The sequence below is a fragment of the Kosakonia oryzendophytica genome, from assembly GCF_900094925.1.
Lineage (GTDB): Bacteria > Pseudomonadota > Gammaproteobacteria > Enterobacterales > Enterobacteriaceae > Kosakonia > Kosakonia oryzendophytica.
In genome coordinates this window covers 60,877-87,875 of sequence record NZ_FMAY01000010.1, presented here as the reverse complement: position 1 = coordinate 87,875, position 26,999 = coordinate 60,877, and the positions used below count along the sequence as shown (strand labels likewise).

Here is a 26,999-nt window from a genome sequence, read left to right as displayed (position 1 = left end):
GGCGGTGAGGGGGGGATTCGAACCCCCGATACGTTGCCGTATACACACTTTCCAGGCGTGCTCCTTCAGCCACTCGGACACCTCACCACATTGTCATCCCGTTATTAACGGGACGGGCGCTAATGTAGGGAAAACCACGAAAGCCGTCAATCTTCTTTTTCAATAAATTAACGCGTTTAGACAAACTTCAAACAACATGCTTCTTAAACATCCTGAAATCGCTTTTTTTCTCGGCACAGGAGTTTCTCCGCGCTGCTCAGGAGAAATTTGTTATGCTGCTTTCCTCATAAAATCATACACAACAGCGCCGCGAATGATGCGGATACCCCACAACATGTTCTGGAGTTGATATGGACATTATCTTTTATCACCCCTCTTTTGATCACCACTACTGGCTGGGCGCAATAAGAAAGGCGTTGCCACAGGCTAACATTCGCGCCTGGACAAAAGGGGATAATGCGCCCGCAGACTATGCGTTGGTTTGGCACCCCCCCGTCGACATGCTAAAAGGGCGCAAACTGAAAGGGGTTTTCGCACTTGGCGCCGGGGTGGATTCTATTCTGGGTCAGCTTAAAGCCCACCCGGAAATGCTGGCAGAATCGATACCGTTGTTTCGGCTGGAAGATACCGGCATGGGCCTGCAGATGCAGGAGTATGCGGTGAGTCAGGTGCTGCATTGGTTCCGTCGCTTTGATGATTACCAGCAATTGAAGCTGCAAGCGAAATGGCAACCGCTTGATGAATATCGACGTGAAGATTTCACCATTGGCGTTCTTGGGGCTGGTGTGCTGGGGGGTAAGGTTGCGGAAAGCCTTCTTGCATGGGGGTTCCCACTGCGCTGCTGGAGTCGAAGCCGAAAATCACTGCCCGGTGTAACAAGTTTTGCGGGTGTGGCTGAATTGGGGGATTTTTTGCACGGTACGCGAGTTCTGATTAACCTGCTGCCGAACACACCAGAAACGGCGGGGATCATCAATCATGCGTTGATCGAGCAACTGGCAGACGAAAGTTATGTTATGAACCTGGCGCGTGGCGTCCATCTGGTCGAGAAGGATCTGTTGCAGGCACTGAATAATGGCAAACTGAAAGGGGCAATGCTGGATGTGTTTAATCAGGAGCCGCTACCCGCGAACAATCCGTTATGGGCGCATCCGCGCGTGGCAATGACACCGCATATAGCTGCCGTAACCCGCCCGGACGAGGCGATTGCCTTTATTACGCATACAATCTTGCAACTTGAGCAAGGTCTGCCAGTCACCGGGCTTGTTGATCGGCAGCGCGGCTATTGATGACATACCCGGTAACGCCGGGTTTTCATTAAACTGCATAACGATAACTGCTATCCTTGCAGAAATAACTATCGGAGTGAAACATGTATCCCGTTGACCTGCATATGCATACCGTCGCCAGCACGCACGCTTACAGTACCCTGCATGACTATATTGCCGAAGCGAAACGTAAAGGCATTCGACTCTTTGCCATTACCGACCATGGCCCGGACATGGCGGATGCGCCACATTACTGGCACTTTGTGAATATGCGTATCTGGCCACGTCTGGTGGACGGGGTTGGCATCCTGCGTGGCATTGAGGCCAACATTAAAAACACGGACGGTGAAATTGACTGCAGCGGGCCAATGCTCGCGTCGTTGGATCTGATCATCGCCGGATTCCACGAACCGGTATTTCCTCCGCAGGATGAAGCGTCGCATACGCAGGCAATGATTGCGACGATGGCCAGTGGTAACGTGCATATTATTAGCCATCCGGGCAACCCGAAATTCCCGGTCGATATTCCGGCGATTGCCGCTGCAGCGGCGAAGTACGACGTGGCGCTGGAAATCAACAACTCTTCGTTTTTACACTCCCGTAAAGGCAGTGAAAAAAACTGCCGTGCGGTTGCGGCGGCCGTACGAGATGCCGGAGGATGGGTCGCGCTCGGTTCAGACTCACATACCGCTTTCACATTGGGTGAGTTTGACGAGTGTCGAAAGATCCTTGATGCGGTGGACTTTCCGGAAGAGCGTATCCTTAATGCCTCTCCTCGCCGTTTACTCAACTTCCTTGAATCGCGCGGAATGGCGCCGATTGCCGAATTTGCTGAACTTTAATACTGACTGGAACAACTGAATGAACGAATTTTCTATCCTTTGCCGGGTGCTCGGCTCGCTGTTTTATCGCCAACCGCAGGATCCGCTGCTGGTGCCGCTGTACACCCTGATCCGTGAAGGAAAACTGGCGGAAAGCTGGCCGCTGGAACAGGATGAACTGCTGGAACGCTTGCAAAAAAACTGCGATATGCAAGCGCTGGCAGCGGATTATAACGCGCTTTTCGTTGGCGAAGAGTGCCGTGTATCGCCGTTTCGCAGCGCCTGGGTTGAAGGGGCGACTGAAGCCGAGATTCGTTCATTTTTGTCGACCCGCGGGATGCCATTAACCGATACCCCAGCTGATCATTTCGGTACGTTATTGCTGGCAGCATCCTGGTTGGAAGACCAGTCGGCTGAAGACGAGAGTGAGGCGCTTGAAACGTTGTTTGCTGACTATCTGCTCCCCTGGTGCGATACCTTCCTTGGCAAGGTTGAAGCGCATGCTTCCACGCCATTCTGGCGTACCATGGCGCCGCTTGCCCGTGATGCGATTGCCGCTATGTGGGAAGAGTTACAGGAAGAATCTGACGAATAATTGTGATTTTTATCACAAAAATATTGCAACGATTACGATTTCGTTTCAAATAACGTGCTGTCTGTCGCATAAGTTTGGTGCGTATTTGTTATGATGCGCGCCATGAACATACTTCTTTCTATCGCATTAACAACGGGGATCCTCTCTGGACTCTGGGGCTGGGTCGCGGTATCTCTTGGCTTATTAAGCTGGGCAGGGTTCCTCGGTTGTACGGCATATTTTGCCTGTCCACAAGGCGGCATTAAAGGGCTACTCATCTCCGCCTGTACAGTGATGAGCGGCGTGATTTGGGCTCTGGTGATTATTCACGGTGCTGCACTGGCTCCGCATCTTGAAATATTCGGTTATGTGATGACCGGTGCGGTGGCATTTTTGATGTGTATGCAGGCAAAAAGTTTTTTACTCTCCTTTGTGCCTGGAACGTTTATGGGTGCCTGCGCCACCTTTGCCGGCCAGGGTGACTGGCAACTGGTGATGCCGTCGCTGGCTGTGGGTTTACTGTTTGGATATGCGATGAAAAATAGCGGCTTGTGGCTGGCTTCCTGGCGCGCGTCGGTACTTTCCTCAGAAAAATCTTCTTTAAATTAAATATCCCTTCTTTTGGTGTGAATGTGAGTTGTTTTAAGCACTTATCTTAAATTCCTCACTGCGTTAGTTTCAAAAAATGTGCAGCTATGTCATCTTAATTCCTGGTCATACCAGTGTGATGAATTGAAGGTGTCCTGAGGTGCTTATGCGTCTTTTTAACCTGTGTATTTTCGCTCTTTCCGGATTTGCTGTTGCCAGTTTTTGTTCTGCTACTCCCTCCGCCGATACGGGGAATATTGCTTTTCGGGGGGCAATTGTCGAAAAGGGGTGCGATATGCAAACTGTACCGCACACACTGGTCATATCCTGTGCGCAAAATACCAAAAAGCCGATCCAGCGTATTGATTTGAATACTATCGTCACAGCACCTCAATCTGTTTCCGTATTCGAAAAAGTGCAGATGCGCTACCTTAACCAACAGCATTCGATGGCGATTATAGCCGTCGCCTACAACTGATTACGCAGGCCAAGGGAAGGATGCGATGCCCGTCATTTCCTCTCAGTCCAGGATACACTTAAGTGTGTGAATGGGTTAGCAGCCGTGAAGGGGGCAAAAAAGATGCAACCACGTGTGCAAGTGCTTCAGGGGGATATCACTACCCTTGATGTCGATGTCATTGTTAATGCGGCAAATCCGTCATTGCTTGGCGGTGGGGGCGTCGATGGCGCGATCCACCGTGCGGCGGGACCAGCGCTGCTGGAAGCGTGCAAACAGGTGCGACAGCAGCAGGGGGAATGTCCTCCCGGGCATGCCGTTATCACCACGGCTGGAAATTTACGCGCGAAAGCTGTGATCCACACGGTGGGGCCGGTCTGGCGGGGAGGAGATGAGCATGAAGCCCGGTTGCTTGAAGATGCCTACCGCAACAGTCTGCAACTGGCCGAAGCGAATGGCTACACGACCATCGCTTTCCCGGCGATCAGTACCGGCGTGTACGGCTACCCGAAAGCGGCGGCCGCAGAGATTGCCGTCAACACGATAACGGATTATCTCACCCGGCATCACCATTTACAGCAGATATACTTTGTTTGCTATGACGATGAAACCACCCATCTTTATCAACGTTTACTTACCCAACTGGGCGATGAGCCGACTGGTTGATCCACCACTTGCCTGCCGGTTCTGTTCGGTTGATTCTGTGGCTGCTTTGAAGACCAAAGCAGCCATCCGGATTATCGTGCCGTGACGTGTTGTTGTGCATTTTTCTCCTGCGGTTTCCCCGAAAAGAGGAAGCGCAGTAGAGGAATACGCAGGTGCATTTCATACAGCAACACCGCAATACCCACCACAAAGACCAACCCGGTAATAAAGCCTAAAAGATTTGACTGAATATGTGGGGTTATCCATGCACCGAATAACAGCGTAAGAGGATGGTGCACCAGATAGATGAACAGCGATGCGTTAACGAAATAAGTCACCCGCGCTGACTGGAAATTCAGCAAGCGATGCCCCAGAGAGAACACGACGTTCACCATCCACAACCCCAGCAACATAGTAATAATGGCTTCGGTTTCATACAGCCAGGCATCGCCGTTACCGTAACGCTGGTTGAGCAAATATGCAGCAAACGCCAGTAATGCTCCTACTGCACACCACGGTGACGGGGTGGTGAATAATGACTTGAGCCGCGGATTGATGAACGTCAGCGCGCCAAGGAGGAAAAATGGAATGTAAAACAGTGACTGCATCACTGCGAAATTAAACAGCGCATCACGCAATAATTCCGGCCAGGCGATAACGATTATTCGGCGCAGCACTGCCCAGACAATGCCAAACAGCAGAAACCACAGTGAGAGTTTGCCCAGCGAAATAGCGCCCAGGAAGTGTTTCGCATTGTTTTTTATTTTTTTAAACAACCACATGCCGATTGTCGTTAATACAACAAGCACTAATAGAAACCACAAATGGGAGATCAATTCCCAGGAAAGGGTGTTGAATTTGTCATAAGCCGAGAGGGCGTGCCATTCGCTGGTTTTGTCTTTCACATATTGCAACATAATAAATTGCGGCAGCGTTAATAGAGGAATAGCGGTCAGCATGGGAATACCGACGCGCTCAACGCGGAGTGTCCACCAGCGCTGCATCGGATAACGCAAATAAAGCATGTATGAAAAATAACCGGAAATAACGAAGAATACCTGCATGCGGAACGCATGAATGGCGTCGTTGAACAGCGTTAGCCACCACGACGGGTAGACGCTGTTGACATGCCACATATGACTCGAATAAATCAGCGATATGTGGAATGGGATCCCGAGCAGCATCAGCCATGCGCGTATGGAATCAAGGAAATATTCACGTTGTGCAGGGGCTCTGGTCATATAACTCTGTGCATTCTCAGACTTTTCGTCTTATCCATAAGACAAATAATGATTACATTCGCAACTAACCCTACACTACGACCGGGATCCTGTCTCCAGGATAGCTCGCAAAACGATAAAGGGTTAGTTTCAATTGTTTATTCACTGAGCCGGCATGCAGAACAATGCGGGGATTCAGTTGTCGGATTGCGTGAGTTTCCATTAAAATGGATCGGATCGATTTAAGCACACAAAGGGGGAAGTGCTTAGTTATTATGAAACCTAAATTACGAATGATGAAAATGCGTTGGGTAGGTGCAGCGGTACTGTTGTCACTTTATACGTCATCGGGATGGGCTTTTTCTATTGATGATGTCGCAAAACAGGCACAATCCCTGGCCGGCAAAGGCTACGAAGCGCCCAAGAGCAACTTGCCCTCTGTGTTCCGTGAAATGAAATATGCGGACTATCAGCAGATCCAGTTTAACCACGATAAAGCCTACTGGAACGCGACCAACACCCCGTTTAAGCTTGAGTTTTACCACCAGGGTATGTACTTCGACACGCCGGTGACCATCAATGAAGTGACCGCCACCGCCGTACGCCAAATCAAATACAACCCGGACTACTTCAATTTTGGCAATGTCCAGCACGATAAAGACACGGTCAAAGATCTGGGTTTTGCGGGTTTCAAAGTTCTTTACCCCATCAATAATAAAGACAAAAACGATGAAATCGTCAGCATGCTGGGAGCCAGTTACTTCCGCGTGATCGGCGCGGGCCAGGTTTACGGCCTTTCCGCTCGTGGTCTGGCGATTGATACGGCGCTGCCGTCCGGTGAAGAGTTCCCGCGTTTCCGTGAGTTCTGGATCGAACGTCCGAAGCCGACGGATAAGCGCCTGACTATCTATGCATTGCTGGACTCGCCGCGTGCGACCGGCGCGTATCGTTTTGTGATTATCCCGGGTCGGGATAGCGTGGTTGACGTGCAGTCGAAAGTTTACCTGCGCGATAAAGTCGGCAAACTGGGCGTCGCTCCGCTGACCAGTATGTTCCTCTTTGGGCCTGCTCAGCCGTCGTCCGCCACCAACTATCGTCCTGAATTGCACGACTCTAACGGGTTGTCGATGCTGGCTGGTAATGGCGAATGGATCTGGCGTCCATTGAATAACCCGAAACATCTGGCGGTGAGCAGCTATGCGATGGAAAACCCGCAGGGCTTTGGTCTGCTGCAGCGTGGGCGTCAGTTCTCCCGTTTTGAAGATATTGATGACCGCTACGATCTGCGCCCAAGCGCGTGGGTAACGCCGAAAGGGGAGTGGGGCAAAGGGAAAGTTGAATTGGTTGAAATTCCGACCAACGATGAAACCAACGATAATATCGTCGCTTACTGGACGCCGGACCAACTGCCGGAGCCCGGTAAAGAGATGAACTTCAAATACACCATCACCTTTAGCCGTGACGAAGACAAGCTGCATGCGCCGGATAATGCCTGGGTGCTGCAGACTCGCCGTTCTACGGGGGATGTGAAACAGTCAAATCTTATCCGTCAGCCAGACGGTACCATCGCGTTTGTGGTGGACTTCACTGGCCAGGATATGAAAAAACTGCCGCAAAACACCCCTGTCACTGCGCAAGCCAGCATTGGCGATAACGGCGAGATCGTTGAAAACACCGTTCGCTATAACCCGGTTACGCAAGGTTGGCGTTTGATGCTGCGTGTGAAAGTGAAAGATCCGAAGAAAACGACGGATATGCGTGCAGCGCTGGTCAATGCCGATCAGACCCTGAGTGAAACCTGGAGCTATCAGCTACCTGCCAATGAATAAGATAACTGAGTATATCGACGCGCTGCCGCTTCCGGACGAGAAGAAGGCGGTGTTGCCGACAGACAGTATCCAGCGCGTGCACAGCGCGCTGGACGCGGAACATACGCAATGGGAACGTGAAGATGACACCCCGCTGGGCTCAGTCGCTGCACGTCTGGAAGGCAGTTGGCCAGACTCTTTGGCACAAGGCCAGTTGATGAAAGATGATGAAGGGCGTGTGCAACTGCAGGCTATGCCGAAGGCAAAACGCTCCTCCATGTTTCCGGACCCCTGGCGTACAAACCCGATTGGCCGTTTTTGGGATCGTCTGCGTGGGCGCGAAGTCGCTCCGCGTTATCTCGCACGTCTGACCAAAGAAGAACAGGCCCACGAACAGAAATGGCGTACGGTAGGTTCTATCCGTCGCTATATTCTGCTGCTGCTGACGTTGTCGCAGACCGTGGTCGCAACCTGGTATATGAAAACGATCCTGCCCTATCAGGGGTGGGCGCTGATTACACCAACCGATATGGCGGGCCAGGATCTGTGGGTTTCCTTTATGCAGTTACTACCCTATGTGCTGCAAACCGGCATCCTGATCCTGTTCGCGGTGCTGTTCTGCTGGGTTTCTGCGGGGTTCTGGACCGCGTTGATGGGCTTTCTGCAACTGTTGATAGGCCGGGATAAGTACAGCATTTCGGCATCGACCGTTGGCGATGAACCGCTGAATCCGGCGCATCGCACTGCGTTGATTATGCCGATCTGCAACGAGGACGTAGACCGCGTTTTCGCAGGTCTGCGCGCAACGTGGGAGTCGGTGAAAGCGACCGGGCAGCAACAGTACTTCGACGTTTATGTCCTCAGCGACAGCTATAACCCGGATATCTGCGTAGCGGAACAGAAAGCCTGGATGGAGTTGATTGCTGAAGTGCAGGGCGAAGGTCAGATTTTCTACCGTCGCCGTCGCCGTCGCGTGAAACGCAAGAGTGGTAACATTGACGACTTCTGCCGTCGCTGGGGCAGCCAGTATAGCTATATGGTGGTGCTGGATGCTGACTCAGTGATGACAGGCGAGTGTCTGACAGGGTTGGTGCGTCTGATGGAAGCGAACCCAAATGCCGGGATCATCCAGTCTTCGCCGAAAGCCTCCGGTATGGACACGCTCTACGCGCGTTGCCAGCAGTTCGCCACCCGCGTTTACGGGCCGTTGTTTACTGCGGGTTTGCACTTCTGGCAGTTGGGGGAATCGCACTACTGGGGCCATAACGCCATTATCCGTGTGAAACCCTTTATTGAGCACTGCGCGTTGGCGCCGCTGCCTGGTGAAGGTTCTTTTGCCGGTTCCATTCTGTCGCATGACTTTGTAGAAGCAGCGCTGATGCGCCGTGCAGGATGGGGCGTATGGATCGCCTATGATCTGCCGGGCTCGTATGAAGAGCTGCCGCCAAACCTGCTGGATGAGCTGAAACGCGATCGCCGCTGGTGCCACGGTAACCTGATGAACTTCCGCCTGTTCCTGGTAAAAGGGATGCACCCGGTGCACCGCGCTGTGTTCCTGACCGGCGTAATGTCTTATCTTTCTGCGCCGCTGTGGTTTATGTTCCTGGCGCTTTCCACGGCGCTGCAGGTGGTGCATGCCCTGACCGAACCACAGTACTTCCTGCAGCCACGCCAGCTTTTCCCGGTATGGCCGCAGTGGCGTCCAGAGCTGGCCATCGCGCTTTTCGCGTCGACCATGGTACTGCTGTTCCTGCCGAAGTTGCTGAGTATCATTCTGGTGTGGTGCAAAGGGCCAAAAGAGTTCGGTGGTTTCATTCGTGTTACGCTTTCATTGCTGCTTGAAGTGCTGTTCTCCGTGCTGCTGGCACCGGTGCGCATGCTGTTCCACACCGTGTTTGTGGTTAGCGCGTTCCTGGGCTGGGAAGTGGTATGGAACTCACCACAGCGCGATGATGACTCTACCCCGTGGGGCGAAGCCTTTATGCGCCATGGTTCGCAGTTGCTGCTGGGGTTGGTATGGGCAGTGGGCATGGCCTGGCTGGATTTGCGCTTCCTGTTCTGGCTGGCGCCGATAGTCTTCTCGCTGATCCTGTCGCCGTTTGTATCGGTTATTTCCAGCCGCTCAACGATCGGTTTGCGCACCAAACGCTGGAAGCTGTTCCTGATCCCGGAAGAGTATTCACCGCCTAAAGTGCTGGTGGACACTGATGCATATCTGGAACTGAACCGTTCACGCTCGCTGGATGATGGGTTTATGCATGCGGTATTTAACCCGTCCTTCAATGCGCTGGCAACAGCGATGGCGACAGCGCGTCACCGCGCAAGCCATGTGCTGGAAATCGCCCGCGATCGTCATGTTGAACAGGCGCTGAATGAAACGCCGGAGAAACTGAACCGCGATCGTCGTTTGGTGCTGCTGAGTGACCCGGTTACGCTGTCGCGGATGCATTATCGCGTATGGTCAGCCCCGGAGAGATATTTATCCTGGGTTAACTATTACGAGACGCTGAAGCTTAATCCGCAGGCACTGAAGGCGAAATAAGCCGACAACAAGGAAAATACCGGCCTGAGTGCCGGTATTTTTTTATCTATACGATGATAGGGGGGCAGGTGAAAGCGATATTGGTCGTTGTGATGGCATGTTTGCTGAGCGGGTGCGGTAGCATCATCAGCCGGACGATCCCCGGGCAGGGCCATGGAAATCAATACTACCCGGGTGTGAAATGGGACGTCCGTGACTCCGCGTGGCGTTATATTACCGTGCTGGACTTACCCTTCTCGCTGGTATTCGATACCTTATTGCTACCTATAGACGCCCATCACGGTCCGTACGAGTAATCAGCGCTCGTCCCATTCATCGGCAGCGGTCTGTCCCTCCTCTGTATCGAGTGGGGGCTCAAGCTGAAACTCTCCTTCGTCCCATTCGTGCAGGGTATTCTCCTCCAGCCACTCCTGGCTTATTTCTATTTCATCATATTCGCCATCAAATACGCTTTGTGCTGCCTCGCCACTGAACATGGGCAAACATTCACCGGGTTCTTCTTCATCGGCAAAAAATTCAGCCTGCCATGCGATATCGCCGTCCTGCAGAATGTATTTCTGCACATTGAATTGCTGGACGTTTGCCTCTTCCTCATCCAGCTCCGGATTACTGGCGAGGAATTCTTCACGGGCAGCATCAATTGCTTCAGAGAGCGTCGAGTAAAAATTGAGGTTGGAATCGGCCATATCTAACTCCTTAGCGAGAGGAAAAAAGGTATGCAGAAACCTATAGACGCTGGTATTGAGAGCGTCAAATCGCGAGTTGAGTTATCCGTAACGAATGTAAGGTGTCGGGACAAAAAGAAATGTTACACCCTCCTGAAAAACAGTGCGTCTGATGGTCAGTGGGTGAATTTTCACGCCGGTGTTCTGCTGAATAATCGGGCCTTCAGCCACCTCACGTTTTCCTGAATATGCATCATCCGCCTGATTCGATGCGCATTTTTTGTATGCTGCATCAGACAGCATTCAGACACATGTCCCTTGTGTCGCGCCAGGGATTTAATCGTCAGTTGGCAGTGTTTGCTGCACTCGCGGGCGTTCACTCTCCACGGTGGTGGAACGGGGCGGGCGTTGCAGACTGAACCACGAATAGAGGGCATTAAACAGAACGACACCTGCCGTCACACAGAACACCGCGCGGAAGCTGAAACTGGCGGAAATGGCCGCACCTACCAGTGGGCCGGTGACATTACCGATATCACGAAATGACTGGTTATAACTAAAAATACGCCCGGCTATCTGATTGGTGGAGTTATACACCAGCAGAGTCTGCACGGCGGGTAACAGTGCGCCGTCCGCTGCCCCGAGTAAAAAGCGCAACACACCCAGTTGCCACGGTGTTTGTACCAGCGACATGGGTAGTAGCAGCAGCACCGAAATCACCAGTGCAGCAACCAGGATCTTCTCCGGGCCAATCTTATCGCCCAGTTTCCCCAGGCGAGGTGCGCTGAGCAGGGCCGCAACACCGGGCACGGAGGCAATCATCCCACTGATAAACGCAATGTTGCTAACGTTGCCCGCCAGTTCACGCACATAAAGCGTCAGAATGGGTGCAATCGAGCCGGTGGCAACCTGGATAATCATGGTAGTGATAAACAGGCTTAACACCAGTTTCGGGTTTTTGAGCGAAGCAAAAACATCTTTGGCGTGCAGCATTTCGCGTTTTGCCACCGGGACGAAATTTTCGCGAATATAACAAAGCGTCAGTAGAAAACAGATAAACAGCACCGAGGCGGTGATAAAAAAGACCATTCGCAGGCCCCACGAATCCGCCAGCAGGCCGCCGGCAAGTGGCCCGAGCAACGCGCCTGCCACGCCACCGGTGGAAAGTGTACCGAGCGCCCAGCCACTTTTATTACGTGGAATTTGCGTTGCGATGAGCGCATTGGCATTAGGAATAAAGCCGCCCAGTAAACCGAGCATGGCGCGCAGGATGAGGAACTGCCAGACGTTTTGCGCAAGCCCCATTAACGCCATGACGATTGCCATACCGAGCGCGGAACGCAGCAGCATAATTTTGCGACCCTTACGGTCGGCAAGCCCTCCCCAGAATGGAGAGGCAATAGCGGAAAACAGAAACGTGATGCTGAAAACCAACCCGGACCACATGTTCAGCGCACTGTGACCCGTCACCCCCAACAGCTCGACATATAGCGGTAAGAATGGCATCACCAGGCTAAATGCAGCGCCGGTAAGGAAACACCCAAACCAGGCGACAGTCAGGTTACGTTTCCAGTTTATCGGGACATCAGAGGATGGCATAACGATCCGTAACGGCGTTGATTCAACGCACACAATAGGGTTTGAAATTGGTAAGCACGCTAATTATGCGCCTGCGGGATGGTCACTGCAATGTGCGGCAGGACTTATGTGTGACAAAAGAAAACAGCCCGCTTAGCGGGCTGTTTGCGATCAGTAGCGGGATGGAACGCCTTCCGGGCGGGTTTTAAAGCGGCGGTGCAGCCACATATATTGTTCGGGTGCCATCATAATGCAGCGCTCTACAACCTTATTCATCCATGCGGCGGTGGTTTGTGCATCGTCGAGAGGAGGGGAGCATTCCGGCTCCAGTATGATTAGCTCATAGCCTTTGCCGTCCGGTTTACGACGCGGAACAAATGGCACGATACACGCTTGCGACATACGTGCCAGCATCCAGGTACCAGACGTCGAGGCTGCTTGTTCGACGGCGAAGAAAGGGGCAAATACGCTGGCGCGCGGGCCGTAGTCATGATCAGGCGCATACCAGACGACTTCCCCGGATTTTAGCGCGCGGATCATGCCCTTGAGATCCTTTCGGTCGAGCATGCTCTTGTTGGAACGCATGCGCCCCCGGGTTTGCAGCCAGTCGATAAGCGCGTTATCGTTCGGTCGGTAAACACCAATGCCGGGTTCATTCATACCGAACATGCGCGCGCCGATTTCCAGCGTTAAGAAATGGACACCGATCAGCAAAATGCCGCGCTCTTGCGCCTGCACGTTACGAATGTGTTCAAAGCCGGAGACATCCATCCAGCGTGCCATCCGATTGTCGGACCAGAACCAGGCAATACCGGTTTCCATCACTCCCATGCCGACGGAGAGGAAATTCTCGTCCACCAGTTTTGCGCGCTCTGCGTCACTCATATGCGGAAAACAGAGCTCAAGATTACGTTGTGCAATCAATACACGGCGCTTCATCGTGCGTTTTGCCAGGCGGCCGATACCGCAGCCAAGACGATAAATCACGGGATAAGGGAGCTGAACGACTAACCACAGTACTCCGATGCCCAGCCAGGTTAGCCAGTAGCGGGGATGCAGAAGCGCTGCTGAGAACTTGGGTAAATGCGTCATGTTTGTCCTTTTTTAAGCAACAATTCCCTGTATTGTCTCATTTTTTTAGAATTAGCCAAAATCAGAGCGCACATAACGCCTGTTTTTGGGGGTAACTGTTGAAATGTGGTAATGAGAATGAGGAAAATGTAGCGCAAAATGTAAGGATGTAAATTATCCGTATTTGCTTTATGATGCCGCCGTTTTTTCACTCTTGCAGGACACGTACACCATGCCAGTGTTACACAACCGCATCTCCAATGATGAATTAAAAGCCCGCATGCTTGCTGAAACCGAGCCGCGCGTTACCGTTTCGTTTTATAAGTATTTTTCTATCATCAACCCGCAGGCCACGCGCGATGCGTTATATCAGGCATTTACACGATTGAGCGTTTTCGGTCGTGTTTACCTGGCGCATGAAGGTATCAATGCGCAAATCAGTGTGCCACAAAGCCGTTTTGCCGCATTCCGCGACTTCCTCTATGCCTTTGATCCTGCGCTCGACGGGCTGCGGATGAACAAGGCAATTGATGATGACGGCAAATCTTTTTGGGTGCTGCGCATGAAAGTGCGTGACCGGATTGTCGCAGACGGTATTGATGATGACAGCTTCGATGCCAGTGATGTGGGTGATTATCTGAAAGCGGCGGAAGTGAACGCAATGCTGGACGATCCTGAGGCGATTTTTATCGATATGCGTAACCACTACGAATATGAAGTCGGGCACTTTGATGGTGCGCTTGAGATCCCTGCCGATACGTTCCGCGAGCAGTTGCCGAAAGCAGTAGAGATGATGCAGGAGCACAAAGATAAAAAAATTGTGATGTATTGCACCGGCGGCATCCGTTGTGAAAAAGCCAGCGCCTGGATGAAGCACAACGGATTCAACAAAGTGTGGCATATCGAAGGCGGTATTATCGAGTATGCGCGCCGGGCCCGTGAACAGGGGTTGCCGGTGCGTTTCATCGGTAAAAACTTCGTCTTTGACGAGCGCATGGGGGAGCGCATTTCGGAGGATGTGATTGCCCATTGCCACCAGTGCGGCGCACCCTGCGACTCTCATACCAATTGCCTGAACGACGGTTGTCACCTGCTGTTTATCCAGTGCCCGGCCTGTGCGGAAAAATTCGACGGGTGCTGCAGTGAATTGTGTAAGGAAGAGCGCAAACTGCCGGAAGAAGAGCAGCGTAAGCGCCGCGCGGGCCGTGAAAATGGTAATAAGATTTTCAATAAATCCCGTGGTCGTCTGAACACTAAACTGGGCATTCCGGATCCGGAATAAGCCTGATGCGGAGAGGGCGAGCCGCCCTCTCCGGGGTCATTACTTCTGACGAACGCCTTCAACAGAGATAATCAGCTCAACATCTTGCGATGCCGGGCCTAAGTCGGTGGTGATGTTAAAGTCTTTCAGCTTAATTTTCCCCGCTGCTTCAAAACCTGCTCGCACGCCGCCCCATGGATCGTTACCCTGACCCATCAGTTTTGCCTCCAGCGTGACGGGTTTTGTTACCCCGTTCAGGGTGAGATTACCGGTAATGTCGAGACCGTCGCCATCTTTCTTCACTTCTGTCGAAGTAAACGTCGCTTGCGGGAATTTAGCCACATTCAGAAATTCCGCACTACGCAGGTGCTTATCGCGTTCGGCGTGGTTAGTATCCACACTATTGGTATTGATGGTGACGTTAACTTTATCCGCTGAAGGATTTGCCTCATCAAAGCTAAAGGTGCCGTCGAAATCTTTGAATGTCCCGTATAACCAGCTATATCCCAAATGCTGAATACGGAAATTAACAAAGGCGTGTTGACCTTCTTTGTCAATTTTATAGTCTGCTGCCACCGCGGAACCGGTGACAAATAACAGCGAGGCGAGTGTAAGTCCCGGCAGGATTTTCTTCATATTATGCTCCAGAGTCAGATGACGATTTTCCCAGCATGCGCTTGAGAGTGGCGTCTTTATCGATGAAATGGTGTTTTAACGCAGCAAGTCCGTGTAAAACAGAGAACACGACAACGCTCCATGCCAGCCACAGGTGAACCGTACCGGCCAGGTCTGCTTGTACGCCTGCATCGGCCAGGGTTGCCGGAATCTCAAACAAGCCGAAGACGCTGATGGGTTTACCGTCAGCCGTTGAAATCAGGTAACCGCTCACAATGATGCCAAGCAGCAACAGGTAGAGCGCGATATGCGCGATTGCAGCGCTGATGCGTGTCAGAGGCGAATAGGTAGCAAGCGCAGGCGGGGGCGGCGAGAGAAAACGCCAGACAATGCGCACCACTAATCCCAGCATCAGGAGCACACCGATGCTTTTATGAAGCTCGGGTGCCTGATGATACCAGCCGTCGTAGTAGCTCAATGTGACCATCCATAAGCCCAGCGCAAACATGCCATAAACCACGACAGCGACCAACCAGTGCAGGGCAACGGAAATAACGCCATAGCGAGATGGGGTATTACGCAATTGCATAATTGTTAACCGAAGTTAATAGGGAGTTAATTTAAAATGGCGTGAGTTAAATAATATTGCAACTGAAAATCGATGAATTGAATTGCTATTTTTTCTATATCATTTTTTTTGAATAAGAACAGGTTGATATATTCAATCGGTTAGAGAAAAAATAACCATCCATTCTGATGGGTGTCAGATTTTTCTTATTTTTTTTGTTATTGAAGCATGGGTGAGAGTGAATGCGGTTATGAGCTTTAATTAAACAAATGTAAGCTTTTGTCAGTTATTATTAATACGGCCATACAATATAGATAATATCGATCGCGGTAATTAGTAACCACAGGACAATATAAATCATCAAATGCTCACGCACGTTATTAATTACGTAATGGAACACCTGCCGCATGATGGCCTCGTTATTAATAATTTCAGCGACCTTAATTTCCGGTCGCTGAAGGATTATCACGCAAAGCGAGAAAGAGAAAACGGGGTTAAATCAAACGCTGTACTGTTACCTGCAGCAAACGCAGCGGCGATTTCGCCAAGTACGGGGGCGAATTTAAACCCATGTCCGCTCAGCCCTGTTATGATCAGTGTATCGGGGTGATCCGCCAGCGTATCGATAATAAAATCCTCATCCGGGGAGTTATCGTAGGTACAAGAGGCGCCGTATAAACAACCGCCGATGCCGGGCAGAAACTGGCGCAGGAAAGCGAAGCATTCCGAGCCATCGCCAGCTTCATCACCAAATGGCGTGCGCTGCTGCGGTTCAGTGATGTGTTGTCCGCCATTGTGGCGACCGATCTTCAGCGCGTTGTCATCCGCCGGAAACCCGTAATACTGATCACCATTAGGCATTTCGCCGGTAAATGCCGGGAAGCGATTTTTCGTGCTGTACCGTCCGTCAGCCTGGAACCAGGCGAAAACTTTTCGCACAGGCTGTATTGGCAGGGTGGGGATCAATCGTTGAACCCAGGTTCCTGCGCTGACCAACACTTTCTTGCCGTGGAATGTTCCTTCCGGCGTGTCAATTGCAACACCGTCGCTCGTATGATGCAGCGCCGTCACCGGGCAGTTGAATAATTGTGCGCAACCGGCTTTTCGGGCAAGGTCGATCCAGGTTTTCACCGCCAGTTCGCAGTGCAGTACTCCCGAGTCAGCTTCAAATAGCCCGATATAGTCGTCCGGCACGCGGATCTCCGGCCAGCGAGCCATCAAAGAAGGCGCGTCGAGCTTTTCCACCGCCAGGTTCCACTGTAAAGCGCTCTGCGCGACATTGGCGAGGAAGCTGGAGTCCGCCGGGCCAATATTGATCACGCCAGTACGTTCGAACACGGCTTCGCCGCTTTCTGCCGCCAGTTGATCCCAAAGCTGTTGGGCGCGCAAGACAAGCGGTACATATTTTTCCCCCTCACCGTAAGCATGGCGAATTAAGCGTGTATCACCGTGATGACTCCCTTCCTTGTGTGGCGGCAAATGTGCATCGATCATCAGCACATTAAGCCCTGCGCGGGTGGCGTAATAGCCAGCCGCAGCACCGACAGAGCCGCTGCCGATAATAATCAGATCGTATTTCATGATGTCCTCCAGGTGAATGCTTTTTCAGGAGGGTAAATAACATGGGGGCGTTATACAAGAACGGAAATAAATAAGGCACCCACCGGGTGCCTTTTGAGTGGCTGAGAGGCATTATGACTAATGTCTGCGGTACTCATTTTCCTGGTAATCGCCAGATTCAATCTTGGCAATGCCCGCTTCAAGGATCGAAATAAACTGGCGGGCGACATCCGTCGTTAGCCACAACGTCTGACCGACTTCGGTCTCTTCCTGTGCGGCTTGGTTTGGGGTCTGGTAGTGCAGCCGGAGCATCAGGGCATCATAGCTATCCACGGTGCTGATGTCCCATCCGACCAGCGGATGGGTCTGGATGACTTCATTATTCTTTACCATCATAACCCCCATTTTAGCGTGTTTAATTAGACGACGACTTTCGAGGTTCAATGCGTGTTTTTTTTGAAGCCTTTTTAGTATACCAACAACTGAGGGGATAGATCGAATGAATAAACACTCTGCAACATCTTTTTTACGCTGATTGCGTTTGTTCGAATAACAGAGCGGGATCTTAATCACTTATTTTATTACTTGCCGACAATGTCATTAACACGCTTAGCAAAGAAACAAAAAAGCCGGGGCGACCCGGCAATAAGAACAAACTTAAAGAGAAATTATTCGGTGATAAACCAATCGTCAGCGCTTTCCCAGGTTTCCTGTAAAATTTCACTTATGCGATCTTTATCTTCTTTTGCACCACCGAGCACGGACAAATTGTTCGCGGCGGCATAACGAACCGTGATTTTGTTTTCACGATCGGGGTAATAATTATTCAAACGACGGGATAATTCACCCGCCAGCGCATCAATGGCGCCAGGCGGTAAGGATGTGGTTTTGGCAATCGTCACTTCAATGCGCATAATAGCCCCCTGCGTTATTAACTGTATATTTATACAGTTAATTCATGCTTATTACAACAGGGGGGTGAAATTTTTAACGTTTAACGCGCCAGCGTACCGTTTCACCGGCAAGGAAGGGCACCAGTGAATCGTCCGATAGGGCAATCGTCTCTGGCACAACATGCTCCTCGCGCACCAATTCGATAAAGGTTTCGTTGACCGGCAGACCATAGAAACGCGGACCATTCAGCGATGTAAACGCTTCAAGATGCGGCAATGCGTTCATCTCTTCAAATACCGTCGCATAGCTGCCCAACGCAGTCGGTGCATTGAAACAACCCGCGCAGCCACAGCTGGCCTCTTTACGATGACGGGCATGTGGCGCAGAGTCGGTGCCCAGAAACGCGCGTTCAAACCCACTGGCAACCAGCTCTCGCAAAGCCTGTTGGTGAACATTGCGTTTGAGGATAGGCAGGCAATAGAGATGTGGGCGCACGCCACCAACTAACATGTGGTTACGGTTAAACATCAAATGCTGAGGGGTGATCGTCGCTGCCAGACGTTCGTTGCCTTCGCGGACATAATCAGCGGCGTCTTTAGTGGTGATGTGTTCGAACACCACTTTCAGGCCGGGCAGGCGTTTACGCAGCGGTTCCATCACGGTTTCAATAAACCGTGCTTCGCGATCGAAGATATCGATCTCTGCCTGTGTCACTTCGCCATGTACTAACAGCGGCATTCCCAGTTTTTCCATGCGTTCCAGTACCGGCATGATTGCATCAATACGGGTGACGCCATGGCTGGAGTTGGTGGTGGCGTTTGCCGGATAGAGTTTTGCCGCTGTGAAGACATTCTCGCTAAAACCGCGCTCGACTTCGTCGGCCTCCAGGCTATCGGTCAGATAGCAGGTCATCAACGGCGTGAAATTCTGCCCGGCGGGGACGGCATCAAGAATGCGCTGACGATAAGCACGGGCTGCGTCCACGGTGGTCACGGGGGGAACCAGATTGGGCATCACAATGGCGCGGGCGTAAGTTTCGCTGGTCCACGGCACGACGGTTTTCAGCATATCGCCATCACGTAAATGGACGTGCCAGTCGTCAGGACGGCGGATTTTCAAAACCTGGGGTTGTGTCATTGGAATGCTCCGGCTGGTGAGGATCAGTTGTTTTTGCCGGGCACTAAGGATATGCGGAAACGTTTTCGTTTGCATCTTTTTCCTGAAAAAAAGGGCGCATTTGCGCCCTCAGTATTCAGTCAGTGAAGGGGATGATAATCTCGCCAGGTTTCACTTCGATGCCTTTGGCGAATTTCTTCGCCAACGCTTCGCCTTTGCTGTTGTCTTCTTTTAGCACATAGGTCGGGCGCTGATTAAAATAGCTGCGCAAAGACTGATTAAGATAAGGTAACAGCGTCTGCAGAACGGTTTGCATCTTCTCTGGCGTGACTGTCGCGTCGACCACTTCCATTTCCTGCAGGTAGATTGCGCCTTTCTCTTTATCAAAAACCGGCAGCGCTTTCATTTTCAACTTGATTACCGCTTTTTGGTTGCCAAAGAGGGAGGTCATGTCCAGATTCGCATCGCCGGTCAGCGTCACTTTATTCGGCTCTTCGCGACCAATTGCGCTGGTCAGGTTGTTCAGCACAATGTGTGCATCCGCGACACCAGGAACGCCGATATCTTTAGCGAAATTGTTGCGTTTTTGCAGCGCCTGATTGATCTCCTGTTCGCTGATGGAATATTGGGTCAGTTGGTTACAGCCCACCAGCACGCCGCTCAATATCAACACCGCGGCAAAAATGATTTTTCTCATGTGTTCCTCAACGTGGTCCGGATGCTTCAGTCCTGGACAGTAGCATGCGTGACACGCTGCGCAAAGACCAGCGGAAAAAGCTGAATGCACTGGCGGAAGCGGGGGCTTCCGCTGGCAGAATAATCAAGCACCCGGTTCCAGCATCCGTTGTTGCAGACGTTTAAGACCAAATTGCCACAGCAGTGCAAAGAAGGTGATAAGGCCTATCAACCCCAGCATCATCCAGGGGAGTTCCGGTTGATTAAAGACTTTTCCGGCATCAAACAACCATCCGCCACCGGCGTAACCCAGCGCACCGCCAAACGCCAATCCTAAGCGACTGAACCCCATATAGCTTCCTCGCGCACGGGCATCCGCCAGTTGTGCACCCAGCGTTTCACGTGCAGGTTCGGCAATAATCGACCCGATATAGAACGTGCAAATCAGCGTGAACAATTGCTGTAATGAGCCCACCATACCTACCGGCAGCAGACTAAACGACATCACCAGCAACCCGAACATCAGGCGGTGTTCCAGACGAAAGCGTTTCTCGCTCCAGCGTGCAATCGGATAGAGCAGAGTCAACGACAGGCAGGCCTCAATGGCATACATCCATTTCACCGCTGCCGGCGAACCAGCAATGTCGTTAACCATAATTGGCAGCATTAACATTACCTGTACCGCGAGCATGTAATAGCCGGTCAACGTCAGAACATAGGTCACAAAGCGTTTATCATGCAGTACCCGGCCAAGCCCTTCGCGCACAGGGGCTTTCACAGTCGATAATTTCCACGCGGGCAGTAACCAGGCGTTAAACGCGGCGCAAAGAACAAACATTAACGCGCCCACGGCGCAGACGAGACGAAAATCGTATTGTAACAGCCAACTGCCGAGCAAAGCGCCGACAACCGCGCCGGCGCTATCCTGCATCATCAACAGAGAGAAAAAGCGGCTACGCTGGTGTGGCCGCACCAGTTTGACCACCAGCGCTGACCGCGGTGGGTCGAACAGTGTGCCACCAAGCCCGGAGAGCAAGCAGGAGAGCCACAACACCCAGGGTTCATGCGCAACGCCCATGGCAATGAAGCCACCTGCGCGCATCAGCATGCCGGTGACAATCAACGGTTTTGCCCCGAAACGGTCGGCAATGGCGCCACCGAAAATCCCCAGTCCTTGTTGAATAAACTGACGCAAACCGAGGGCAATACCGACCATGAGAGCAGCCCAGCCCAGTTGATCGACAAAGCGAATGGAAATCAGGGGAAAAACGACAAAAAAGCCAAGGACGACCAGCATATTATCGACAAGCAGGAAGTATTTACCCAGGCTCCTTGCCTGCGATATGCGCGCCATTTCCCCTCCGGGAAATCAGAAAGATAAGACAATCTTATTTTGCGGTTTCGCTACTGCTTTTCCCATATTGATGGTGACAATATTTTTTTATCAAAATCAGTCTTTGATTGAGAGTTTTCATCGAAAATGGCGCTTGACGCAGAAAATGCCATGTTGCTGTTTTCCCTGAGCAGCTATGCAAATGTATAGTAAAGGGAAGGGGTTAAAAAAGTCGTGAAACGGAAGGAGTGGTAATGCATGTTTGGCTATCGCAGTAACGTGCCGAAAGTACGCTTAGTAACGGACAGATTGGTGGTGCGCCTCGTCCACGACCGCGACGCCTGGCGGCTGGCGGATTATTACGCTGAAAATCGCCAATTCTTAAAACCCTGGGAGCCCGTGCGCGACGAAAGCCATTGTTATCCTTCCGGCTGGCAGGCACGTCTCGGCATGATCAATGAATTCCATAAACAGGGTACGGCGTTCTATTTCGCGTTGCTCGATCCGGAAGAGAAAGAAATCATTGGTGTGGCGAATTTTTCTAATGTGGTCCGCGGCTCATTCCATGCCTGCTATTTGGGTTACTCCATCGGCCAAAAGTGGCAAGGACAAGGGTTAATGTTTGAGGCTTTGACCACCGCGATCCGCTATATGCAACGTACGCAACATATGCACCGCATAATGGCAAACTATATGCCGCACAATAAACGCAGCGGTGATCTCCTGGCGAGACTCGGCTTTGAAAAAGAGGGGTACGCCAAATCGTATCTGTTAATCGACGGGCAATGGCGCGATCACGTATTAACAGCATTAACCACACAGGAATGGACCCCGGGTCGTTAAGGAGCAAAGATGAAGTATCAATTGAGCGCCGTGGAAGCGCGGGTCATTGGTTGCCTGCTGGAAAAACAGGTGACGACGCCAGAACAATATCCGCTTTCTATTAACGGGGTGGTCACGGCCTGTAATCAGAAAACCAACCGCGAACCGGTGATGAACCTCGGTGAACACGACGTTCAGGACATACTTGATGCGCTGGTAAAACGTCATTATCTGCGTACTGTCAGCGGTTTTGGCAATCGGGTGACCAAATATGAGCAACGCTTCTGCAACTCTGAATTTGGCGATCTGAAACTCACGTCTGCCGAAGTGGCGCTGATCACCACGCTGTTGCTGCGTGGGCCGCAAACTCCAGGCGAGTTACGTGGGCGTGCTGAACGTATGCATCAATTTACCGACATGGCGGAAGTGGAAAGAACCCTCGAGCATCTTGCGACGCGGGAAGATGGTCCGTTTGTTGTGCGCCTGCCCCGGGAGCCGGGTAAGCGTGAAAGTCGTTTTATGCATCTGTTCAGCGGCGATGTGCCGGTGCTGGCTGGCGTTGATGACGCAGAGGGCCCAGCCGCGGACTCACTGTTGGCGCGCGTTGAAGCGTTGGAAGACGAAGTGGCTGAGTTGAAACAGCGTCTGCATTCGCTTCTCGCACATTTGGGGGATTAACCGTGGCGACATTACGTATTGGTGTTGTAGGTTTGGGCGGTATCGCACAAAAAGCCTGGCTACCGGTATTGGGGGCTGCGACGGACTGGACGCTGGTGGCAGCCTGGTCACCTACCCGGGAGAAAGCCGAACGCATATGTGCAACCTGGCGTCTTCCGTATGCGGATTCGCTCGCCAGCCTGGCGGCGCAGTGTGATGCCGTTTTTGTTCATACCGCCACCTCGTCGCATTATGCTGTGGTCAGCGAGTTGCTCAATCTTGGCGTACATGTCTGTGTGGATAAGCCGTTGGCGGAAAATTTACAGGATGCGGAACGGCTGGTTGAGCTGGCTGCCCGGAAGAAGCTGACACTGATGGTGGGTTTTAATCGTCGCTTTTCGCCGTTGTACCGGGAATTGAAGCAGCACATGCCGCAGGCTGCCTCGTTACGTATGGATAAACACCGTAGCGACAGCGTCGGGCCGCACGACTTACGTTTCACTTTACTTGATGATTATCTGCATGTGGTGGACACCGCACTGTGGCTGGCCGGGGGCGCAGCGCAATTGAAAAGCGGTACGCTGCTGACCAATGATGACGGTGCTATGGTCTACGCTGAACACCATTTCAGCGTTGAACATCTGCAAATCACCACCAGTATGCATCGCCGTGCGGGGAGCCAGCGCGAGTGGGTTCAGGCTGTTACCGATGGTGGGCTGTTCGATATTACGGATATGCGCGAGTGGCGTGAAGAGCGCGGGCAGGGTGTGATTGCCCGCCCGGTTCCTGGCTGGCAAAGTACTCTGGAGCAGCGCGGCTTTGCCGGATGCGCACGTCATTTTATTGAATGTGTGCAAAATCAGACAGTTCCCGAAACGGCCGGGGAGCAGGCGATTCTGGCGCAACGTATTGTCGAAAAGCTCTGGCGCGAGGCGATGAGCGAATAACCGTCTGTAACATCTGGCGATAGTAATTCGCCTTTTTCCCTGTAGACTAAGCGCTTCGCTGTACACCAACGCCTGCATTGCAGGCGTTGTGTCTTATGGAAACCAGAATGAATCTATTGAAATCGCTGGCGGCAGTCAGTTCCATGACCATGTTTTCCCGCGTGCTGGGTTTCGCGCGTGACGCCATAGTGGCGCGGGTTTTCGGCGCGGGCATGGCGACCGATGCTTTTTTTGTGGCATTCAAATTGCCTAATCTTTTACGCCGTATCTTTGCGGAAGGTGCATTTTCTCAGGCGTTTGTGCCCATCCTTGCGGAATACAAGAGCAAGCAAGGAGATGATGCAACGCGGGTTTTTGTGGCTTACGTGTCCGGTCTGTTGACGCTGGCGCTGGCCGTTGTCACCATCGCCGGGATGCTGGCAGCGCCGTGGGTGATCCTCGTGACCGCTCCCGGTTTTGCCGATACGGCGGATAAATTCGCTTTAACCTCGCAACTGCTGCGCATCACTTTTCCTTATATTCTGTTGATATCACTGGCATCGCTGGCCGGTGCGATCCTCAATACCTGGAACCGTTTTTCCGTTCCGGCGTTTGCACCGACATTTTTGAACATCAGCATGATCGGGTTTGCGCTGTTTGGTGCACCCTATTTCCACCCGCCGGTACTGGCGCTGGCATGGGCGGTAACCGCTGGCGGTGTTCTCCAACTGGTATATCAACTGCCGCATCTGAAAAAAATAGGTATGCTGGTACTGCCGCGTATCAGTTTCCATGATGCGGGGGCTATGCGGGTTATTAAGCAGATGGGGCCAGCCATTCTTGGGGTCTCCGTCAGCCAGATTTCGCTGATCATCAATACCATCTTCGCCTCTTTTCTGGTTTCCGGTTCTGTGTCGTGGATGTATTACGCTGACCGTTTAATGGAGTTTCCTTCCGGGGTGCTGGGTGTAGCGCTGGGGACAATTCTGCTTCCCTCACTCTCGAAAAGCTTTGCCAGCGGCAACCATGATGAGTATTGCCGGTTGATGGACTGGGGGTTACGGCTCTGCTTTCTGCTGGCACTGCCCAGTGCGGTGGCATTAGGTATCCTGGCAAAGCCGCTGACGGTGTCGCTGTTCCAGTACGGCAAATTCACCGCCTTCGATGCGTCGATGACGCAACGGGCGTTAATCGCCTATTCCGTAGGGCTGATGGGGCTGATTGTGGTGAAGGTTCTGGCTCCGGGATTCTATTCGCGGCAGGATATTAAAACGCCGGTGAAAATCGCCATCGTCACGCTAATCATGACGCAGCTCATGAACCTGGCCTTTATCGGTCCGCTAAAACATGCCGGTCTCTCTTTGTCGATCGGTCTGGCGGCCTGTCTGAATGCCGTGCTGCTCTACTGGCAACTGCGCAAACAGAATATTTTTACGCCGCAACCGGGGTGGACGAGTTTCCTTGTCCGTCTGGTCATTGCGGTACTGGTAATGTCGGCGGCACTGGTGGGCATGCTGTACGTTATGCCGGAGTGGGCACAAGGCACCATGCCTTATCGTCTGCTGCGTCTGATGGCGGTTGTGCTGGTGGGGGTTATCGCTTACTTCGCCACGCTTGCGGTGTTGGGTTTTAAAGTCAAAGAATTTGCACGCCGGACGGCGTAAACAGAAAGGCAGCCAGGGGACGGATCCCCTGGCTAAAAATCAGAATATTAACTGCCTGAACAGATCTAAATAGAGATTTTCTTTCCGCCACGGTTGGCGGTAGAGGTATAACCATTCGCGCCGTAAAGCCCGGGTTCCTGATGCGGTTTCAGAACGTCCAGCGCTTGTTGATTGCGCGCGATTTGCCCTTCCAGCAACCATCCGTTGTGCTGGTTCAGGTCACGCAGATGCTGCGTCTTTTGAGTAATGGTTTGCCAGCGAACGGCGATATCGTCATTTGCGCTATGTTGCGTTTTCTGCGTCGCCCGGCGTTGTTGCTCAAGGTAGTCCAGAGTTGCGAGCAAGGAGCTTTTTTCTTCCGTAATACGCTGTAACGCGCTGCCATTAATGTGGCCCACGGAAAGCTGTTTTTGCTCAGCATCCATCACGTCTTTGAGAGCGCTCAGGATAACTGTCATTTGATCAAGGATGTCTGACAGTCGGTTCATACTGTTATTTACTCTGCAAGTAACTCTTCGCTTCGTCAATCAGGGCATCGGCGATTTTGCCAGTGTCCATCTTCAGTTCACCATTACGGATCGCGGTTTTCAGTTGCTCGACGCGTTCTGTATTGATGTCATTTGCCCCTGCCTGCATCAGCTTAGCCTGAGCGCCGCTAATGGTGACGTTGGTGCTGTTCGTCGTCGCGGATTTTTCCAGACGCGTTTTTTGCGTTTGGGCCTCGCTGGCTTCACGCTGTTGTACAGTGTTTACCGGCTTGAGGGGCGATGTCCGATCAATGCTCATAGTGTAGTCCTCACTGAGGTTCCCCGGCGTTTGGGGCCTGTATCTGTAGTCGTTGCTTATATATCGGCAGCCGACGCAAATTCTTTAAAAAGATTATAGGTTAATCAGAATATTCCCATCAGCGTTCACAATCCCGCTGACAATCTGGCCTGAAGACATGCGCACACGGGCGTTTTGCGCCACCGATGCGTTGTTCAGAGCAAGACCTTCGCCGTTCACACTAAAGCCATCGCCTGTCGCCACAACCTGCACACGCTGTCCCGCTTTTATACGCCATGTCTGGCGCAGCATAGACAGTTGTATCGGTTGGTCGGGTGCGAGATCGCGCAAACTTACCGCATCCTGCGCCTGGGTGATATCCAGCATCGTTCTCGGCGGTAACTGATCGAGACGGCCGCGCGCTAATTTCACGCTGCCCGGCTGTAACGTGCTGCCGCGCGCGACTGCTTGTGCGGCCACAACATAGTTACCCGTCGCCTGAACGTTCACTTGCAAATAGCGCTTTGCGCCGGCGCAATTCGCCTGAACACTCAGATTACCCCACAGTTTAGCATTTCCGATGACGCTCAGCTCGGGCTGATCGCAGGTGGAACGCTGATTTTCCGGGGTGCGTATATTTACCACTACCTCATCACTAAATCCAGCAAGACGTTGAGCAAAAAAAGCGGTGAGTTGCGCCTGTAAGTCGGCCGCCTGCGTTAGCGGGCTTAATAACAGTAAGGCCGCAGCCACACAGCCTTTCAGAGTGATCATCGCAGACTCCTGCCTGTTAATGGAATGAGGAGATTTTAACCGCATGGCAAATCTATCAACGCAATAAATAGCGACGCATTTTGCGCTTATTCCAACGATAAGGCTTGCGTAAGGAGATTTAAGCTGTTGGCT

General features: G+C 52.1%; 31 protein-coding genes and 1 tRNA gene. 14 read left to right on the top strand and 18 right to left on the bottom strand.

The genetic code is table 11. The features are described from left to right. Positions 1-2: 2 nt before the first annotated feature. A tRNA-Ser gene (locus GA0061071_RS16855) sits at positions 3-87 on the bottom strand. A 263-nt stretch (positions 88-350) separates the two neighbouring features. On the opposite strand from GA0061071_RS16855, the gene ghrA reads away from it, so the two are divergent. The 6 genes from ghrA (at position 351) to ymdB (ending at position 4,374) form a co-directional block, all read left to right on the top strand. After that, positions 351-1,289, top strand: a complete 939-nt coding sequence (gene ghrA, locus GA0061071_RS16850; RefSeq protein ID WP_061494816.1) for a glyoxylate/hydroxypyruvate reductase GhrA — start codon at positions 351-353, stop codon at positions 1,287-1,289. A gap of 83 nt (positions 1,290-1,372) precedes the next feature. After that, the gene (locus tag GA0061071_RS16845; protein WP_061494817.1) at positions 1,373-2,110 is read left to right on the top strand and encodes a phosphatase; all 738 of its coding nucleotides are present in this window, start codon (positions 1,373-1,375) and stop codon (positions 2,108-2,110) included. Between the two features lie 19 nt (positions 2,111-2,129). Beyond that, positions 2,130-2,684: a TorD/DmsD family molecular chaperone gene (locus GA0061071_RS16840; RefSeq protein WP_088236550.1), complete on the top strand. Its 555-nt coding sequence runs from the start codon at positions 2,130-2,132 to the stop codon at positions 2,682-2,684. Between the two features lie 102 nt (positions 2,685-2,786). Then, positions 2,787-3,272, top strand: coding sequence for a DUF1097 domain-containing protein (locus GA0061071_RS16835; protein WP_061499963.1), 486 nt, complete (start codon positions 2,787-2,789; stop codon positions 3,270-3,272). A gap of 139 nt (positions 3,273-3,411) precedes the next feature. After that, entirely contained in the window at positions 3,412-3,729 is a 318-nt protein-coding gene (locus GA0061071_RS23340) for a hypothetical protein (protein ID WP_139109672.1), read from the top strand. Positions 3,730-3,831: 102 nt separating this feature from the next. Further along, positions 3,832-4,374, top strand: a complete 543-nt coding sequence (gene ymdB, locus GA0061071_RS16825; protein WP_061494820.1) for an O-acetyl-ADP-ribose deacetylase — start codon at positions 3,832-3,834, stop codon at positions 4,372-4,374. Positions 4,375-4,445: 71 nt separating this feature from the next. On the opposite strand, the gene mdoC is transcribed toward ymdB, so the two are convergent. After that, a complete protein-coding gene (mdoC, locus tag GA0061071_RS16820) occupies positions 4,446-5,594 on the bottom strand; it encodes a glucans biosynthesis protein MdoC (RefSeq protein ID WP_061494821.1) in 1,149 nt (382 codons plus the stop codon). Between the two features lie 272 nt (positions 5,595-5,866). Between mdoC and mdoG the strand changes: the two genes are divergently transcribed. Genes mdoG through GA0061071_RS16800 form a run of 3 tightly spaced genes read left to right on the top strand, consistent with a single transcriptional unit; the run spans position 5,867 to position 10,219 of the window. Continuing rightward, positions 5,867-7,402, top strand: a complete 1,536-nt coding sequence (gene mdoG, locus GA0061071_RS16810) for a glucans biosynthesis protein MdoG (protein WP_088236549.1) — start codon at positions 5,867-5,869, stop codon at positions 7,400-7,402. Beyond that, a complete protein-coding gene (gene mdoH, locus GA0061071_RS16805; protein WP_088236548.1) occupies positions 7,395-9,923 on the top strand; it encodes a glucans biosynthesis glucosyltransferase MdoH in 2,529 nt (842 codons plus the stop codon). The genes mdoG and mdoH overlap by 8 nt, the downstream gene beginning before the upstream one ends. Before the next feature lie 53 nt (positions 9,924-9,976). Further along, entirely contained in the window at positions 9,977-10,219 is a 243-nt protein-coding gene (locus tag GA0061071_RS16800) for a YceK/YidQ family lipoprotein (protein ID WP_420843403.1), read from the top strand. Here GA0061071_RS16800 and GA0061071_RS16795 read toward each other — a convergent pair whose 3' ends face one another. The 4 genes from GA0061071_RS16795 to GA0061071_RS16780 all read right to left on the bottom strand — a co-directional run bounded on the left by GA0061071_RS16795 (position 10,220) and on the right by GA0061071_RS16780 (position 13,258). Then, the gene (locus GA0061071_RS16795; protein ID WP_061494824.1) at positions 10,220-10,609 is read right to left on the bottom strand and encodes a MysB family protein; all 390 of its coding nucleotides are present in this window, start codon (positions 10,607-10,609) and stop codon (positions 10,220-10,222) included. Positions 10,610-10,690: 81 nt separating this feature from the next. Then, on the bottom strand, positions 10,691-10,891 hold the full coding sequence (locus GA0061071_RS16790; protein ID WP_088236547.1) for a hypothetical protein: 201 nt from the start codon (positions 10,889-10,891) through the stop codon (positions 10,691-10,693). Positions 10,892-10,924: 33 nt separating this feature from the next. Continuing rightward, complete coding sequence (gene mdtG / locus GA0061071_RS16785; protein WP_088236546.1) at positions 10,925-12,187, bottom strand: multidrug efflux MFS transporter MdtG; 1,263 nt, start codon at positions 12,185-12,187, stop codon at positions 10,925-10,927. Positions 12,188-12,337: 150 nt separating this feature from the next. Continuing rightward, complete coding sequence (locus tag GA0061071_RS16780; RefSeq protein ID WP_088236545.1) at positions 12,338-13,258, bottom strand: Kdo(2)-lipid IV(A) acyltransferase; 921 nt, start codon at positions 13,256-13,258, stop codon at positions 12,338-12,340. Between the two features lie 211 nt (positions 13,259-13,469). On the opposite strand from GA0061071_RS16780, the gene trhO reads away from it, so the two are divergent. Next, positions 13,470-14,519, top strand: a complete 1,050-nt coding sequence (trhO, locus tag GA0061071_RS16775) for an oxygen-dependent tRNA uridine(34) hydroxylase TrhO (RefSeq protein ID WP_061494828.1) — start codon at positions 13,470-13,472, stop codon at positions 14,517-14,519. A gap of 39 nt (positions 14,520-14,558) precedes the next feature. Here trhO and GA0061071_RS16770 read toward each other — a convergent pair whose 3' ends face one another. The 9 genes from GA0061071_RS16770 to mdtH all read right to left on the bottom strand — a co-directional run bounded on the left by GA0061071_RS16770 (position 14,559) and on the right by mdtH (position 21,280). After that, a complete protein-coding gene (locus GA0061071_RS16770) occupies positions 14,559-15,134 on the bottom strand; it encodes a YceI family protein (RefSeq protein WP_061494829.1) in 576 nt (191 codons plus the stop codon). 1 nt (position 15,135) lies between these two features. Continuing rightward, positions 15,136-15,702, bottom strand: a complete 567-nt coding sequence (locus tag GA0061071_RS16765; protein ID WP_088236544.1) for a cytochrome b — start codon at positions 15,700-15,702, stop codon at positions 15,136-15,138. A gap of 271 nt (positions 15,703-15,973) precedes the next feature. Next, a complete protein-coding gene (locus GA0061071_RS16760; RefSeq protein ID WP_088236543.1) occupies positions 15,974-16,090 on the bottom strand; it encodes a YceO family protein in 117 nt (38 codons plus the stop codon). A 56-nt stretch (positions 16,091-16,146) separates the two neighbouring features. Then, a complete protein-coding gene (gene solA, locus GA0061071_RS16755; RefSeq protein WP_061494831.1) occupies positions 16,147-17,262 on the bottom strand; it encodes an N-methyl-L-tryptophan oxidase in 1,116 nt (371 codons plus the stop codon). 117 nt (positions 17,263-17,379) lie between these two features. Next, on the bottom strand, positions 17,380-17,634 hold the full coding sequence (gene bssS, locus GA0061071_RS16750) for a biofilm formation regulator BssS (RefSeq protein ID WP_061494832.1): 255 nt from the start codon (positions 17,632-17,634) through the stop codon (positions 17,380-17,382). 275 nt (positions 17,635-17,909) lie between these two features. Next, positions 17,910-18,155: a DNA damage-inducible protein I gene (dinI, locus tag GA0061071_RS16745; protein WP_061494833.1), complete on the bottom strand. Its 246-nt coding sequence runs from the start codon at positions 18,153-18,155 to the stop codon at positions 17,910-17,912. Positions 18,156-18,228: 73 nt separating this feature from the next. Continuing rightward, complete coding sequence (gene pyrC, locus GA0061071_RS16740; protein WP_088236589.1) at positions 18,229-19,272, bottom strand: dihydroorotase; 1,044 nt, start codon at positions 19,270-19,272, stop codon at positions 18,229-18,231. A 115-nt stretch (positions 19,273-19,387) separates the two neighbouring features. Then, entirely contained in the window at positions 19,388-19,948 is a 561-nt protein-coding gene (locus tag GA0061071_RS16735) for a lipoprotein (RefSeq protein ID WP_088236542.1), read from the bottom strand. A 123-nt stretch (positions 19,949-20,071) separates the two neighbouring features. Continuing rightward, positions 20,072-21,280, bottom strand: a complete 1,209-nt coding sequence (gene mdtH, locus GA0061071_RS16730) for a multidrug efflux MFS transporter MdtH (protein ID WP_088236541.1) — start codon at positions 21,278-21,280, stop codon at positions 20,072-20,074. 237 nt (positions 21,281-21,517) lie between these two features. Between mdtH and rimJ the strand changes: the two genes are divergently transcribed. The 4 genes from rimJ (at position 21,518) to murJ (ending at position 25,328) form a co-directional block, all read left to right on the top strand. After that, positions 21,518-22,102: a ribosomal protein S5-alanine N-acetyltransferase gene (rimJ, locus tag GA0061071_RS16725; RefSeq protein ID WP_061494836.1), complete on the top strand. Its 585-nt coding sequence runs from the start codon at positions 21,518-21,520 to the stop codon at positions 22,100-22,102. A gap of 9 nt (positions 22,103-22,111) precedes the next feature. Beyond that, entirely contained in the window at positions 22,112-22,759 is a 648-nt protein-coding gene (locus GA0061071_RS16720; protein WP_088236540.1) for a YceH family protein, read from the top strand. Positions 22,760-22,761: 2 nt separating this feature from the next. After that, entirely contained in the window at positions 22,762-23,685 is a 924-nt protein-coding gene (locus tag GA0061071_RS16715) for a Gfo/Idh/MocA family protein (RefSeq protein WP_088236539.1), read from the top strand. 107 nt (positions 23,686-23,792) lie between these two features. Beyond that, positions 23,793-25,328: a murein biosynthesis integral membrane protein MurJ gene (murJ, locus tag GA0061071_RS16710; RefSeq protein WP_061494839.1), complete on the top strand. Its 1,536-nt coding sequence runs from the start codon at positions 23,793-23,795 to the stop codon at positions 25,326-25,328. A gap of 65 nt (positions 25,329-25,393) precedes the next feature. On the opposite strand, the gene flgN is transcribed toward murJ, so the two are convergent. The 3 genes from flgN to flgA form a co-directional block, all read right to left on the bottom strand. Next, positions 25,394-25,816 carry a flagella biosynthesis chaperone FlgN gene (flgN, locus tag GA0061071_RS16705; protein WP_088236538.1) on the bottom strand — a complete coding sequence of 141 codons (423 nt, stop codon included), beginning with the start codon at positions 25,814-25,816 and terminating at the stop codon, positions 25,394-25,396. 4 nt (positions 25,817-25,820) lie between these two features. Next, positions 25,821-26,114 (bottom strand): flagellar biosynthesis anti-sigma factor FlgM, encoded by a 294-nt coding sequence (gene flgM / locus GA0061071_RS16700; RefSeq protein WP_061494841.1) that lies wholly within the window; start codon positions 26,112-26,114, stop codon positions 25,821-25,823. 93 nt (positions 26,115-26,207) lie between these two features. After that, positions 26,208-26,867: a flagellar basal body P-ring formation chaperone FlgA gene (flgA, locus tag GA0061071_RS16695; RefSeq protein WP_088236537.1), complete on the bottom strand. Its 660-nt coding sequence runs from the start codon at positions 26,865-26,867 to the stop codon at positions 26,208-26,210. Between the last annotated feature and the right edge of the window lie 132 nt (positions 26,868-26,999).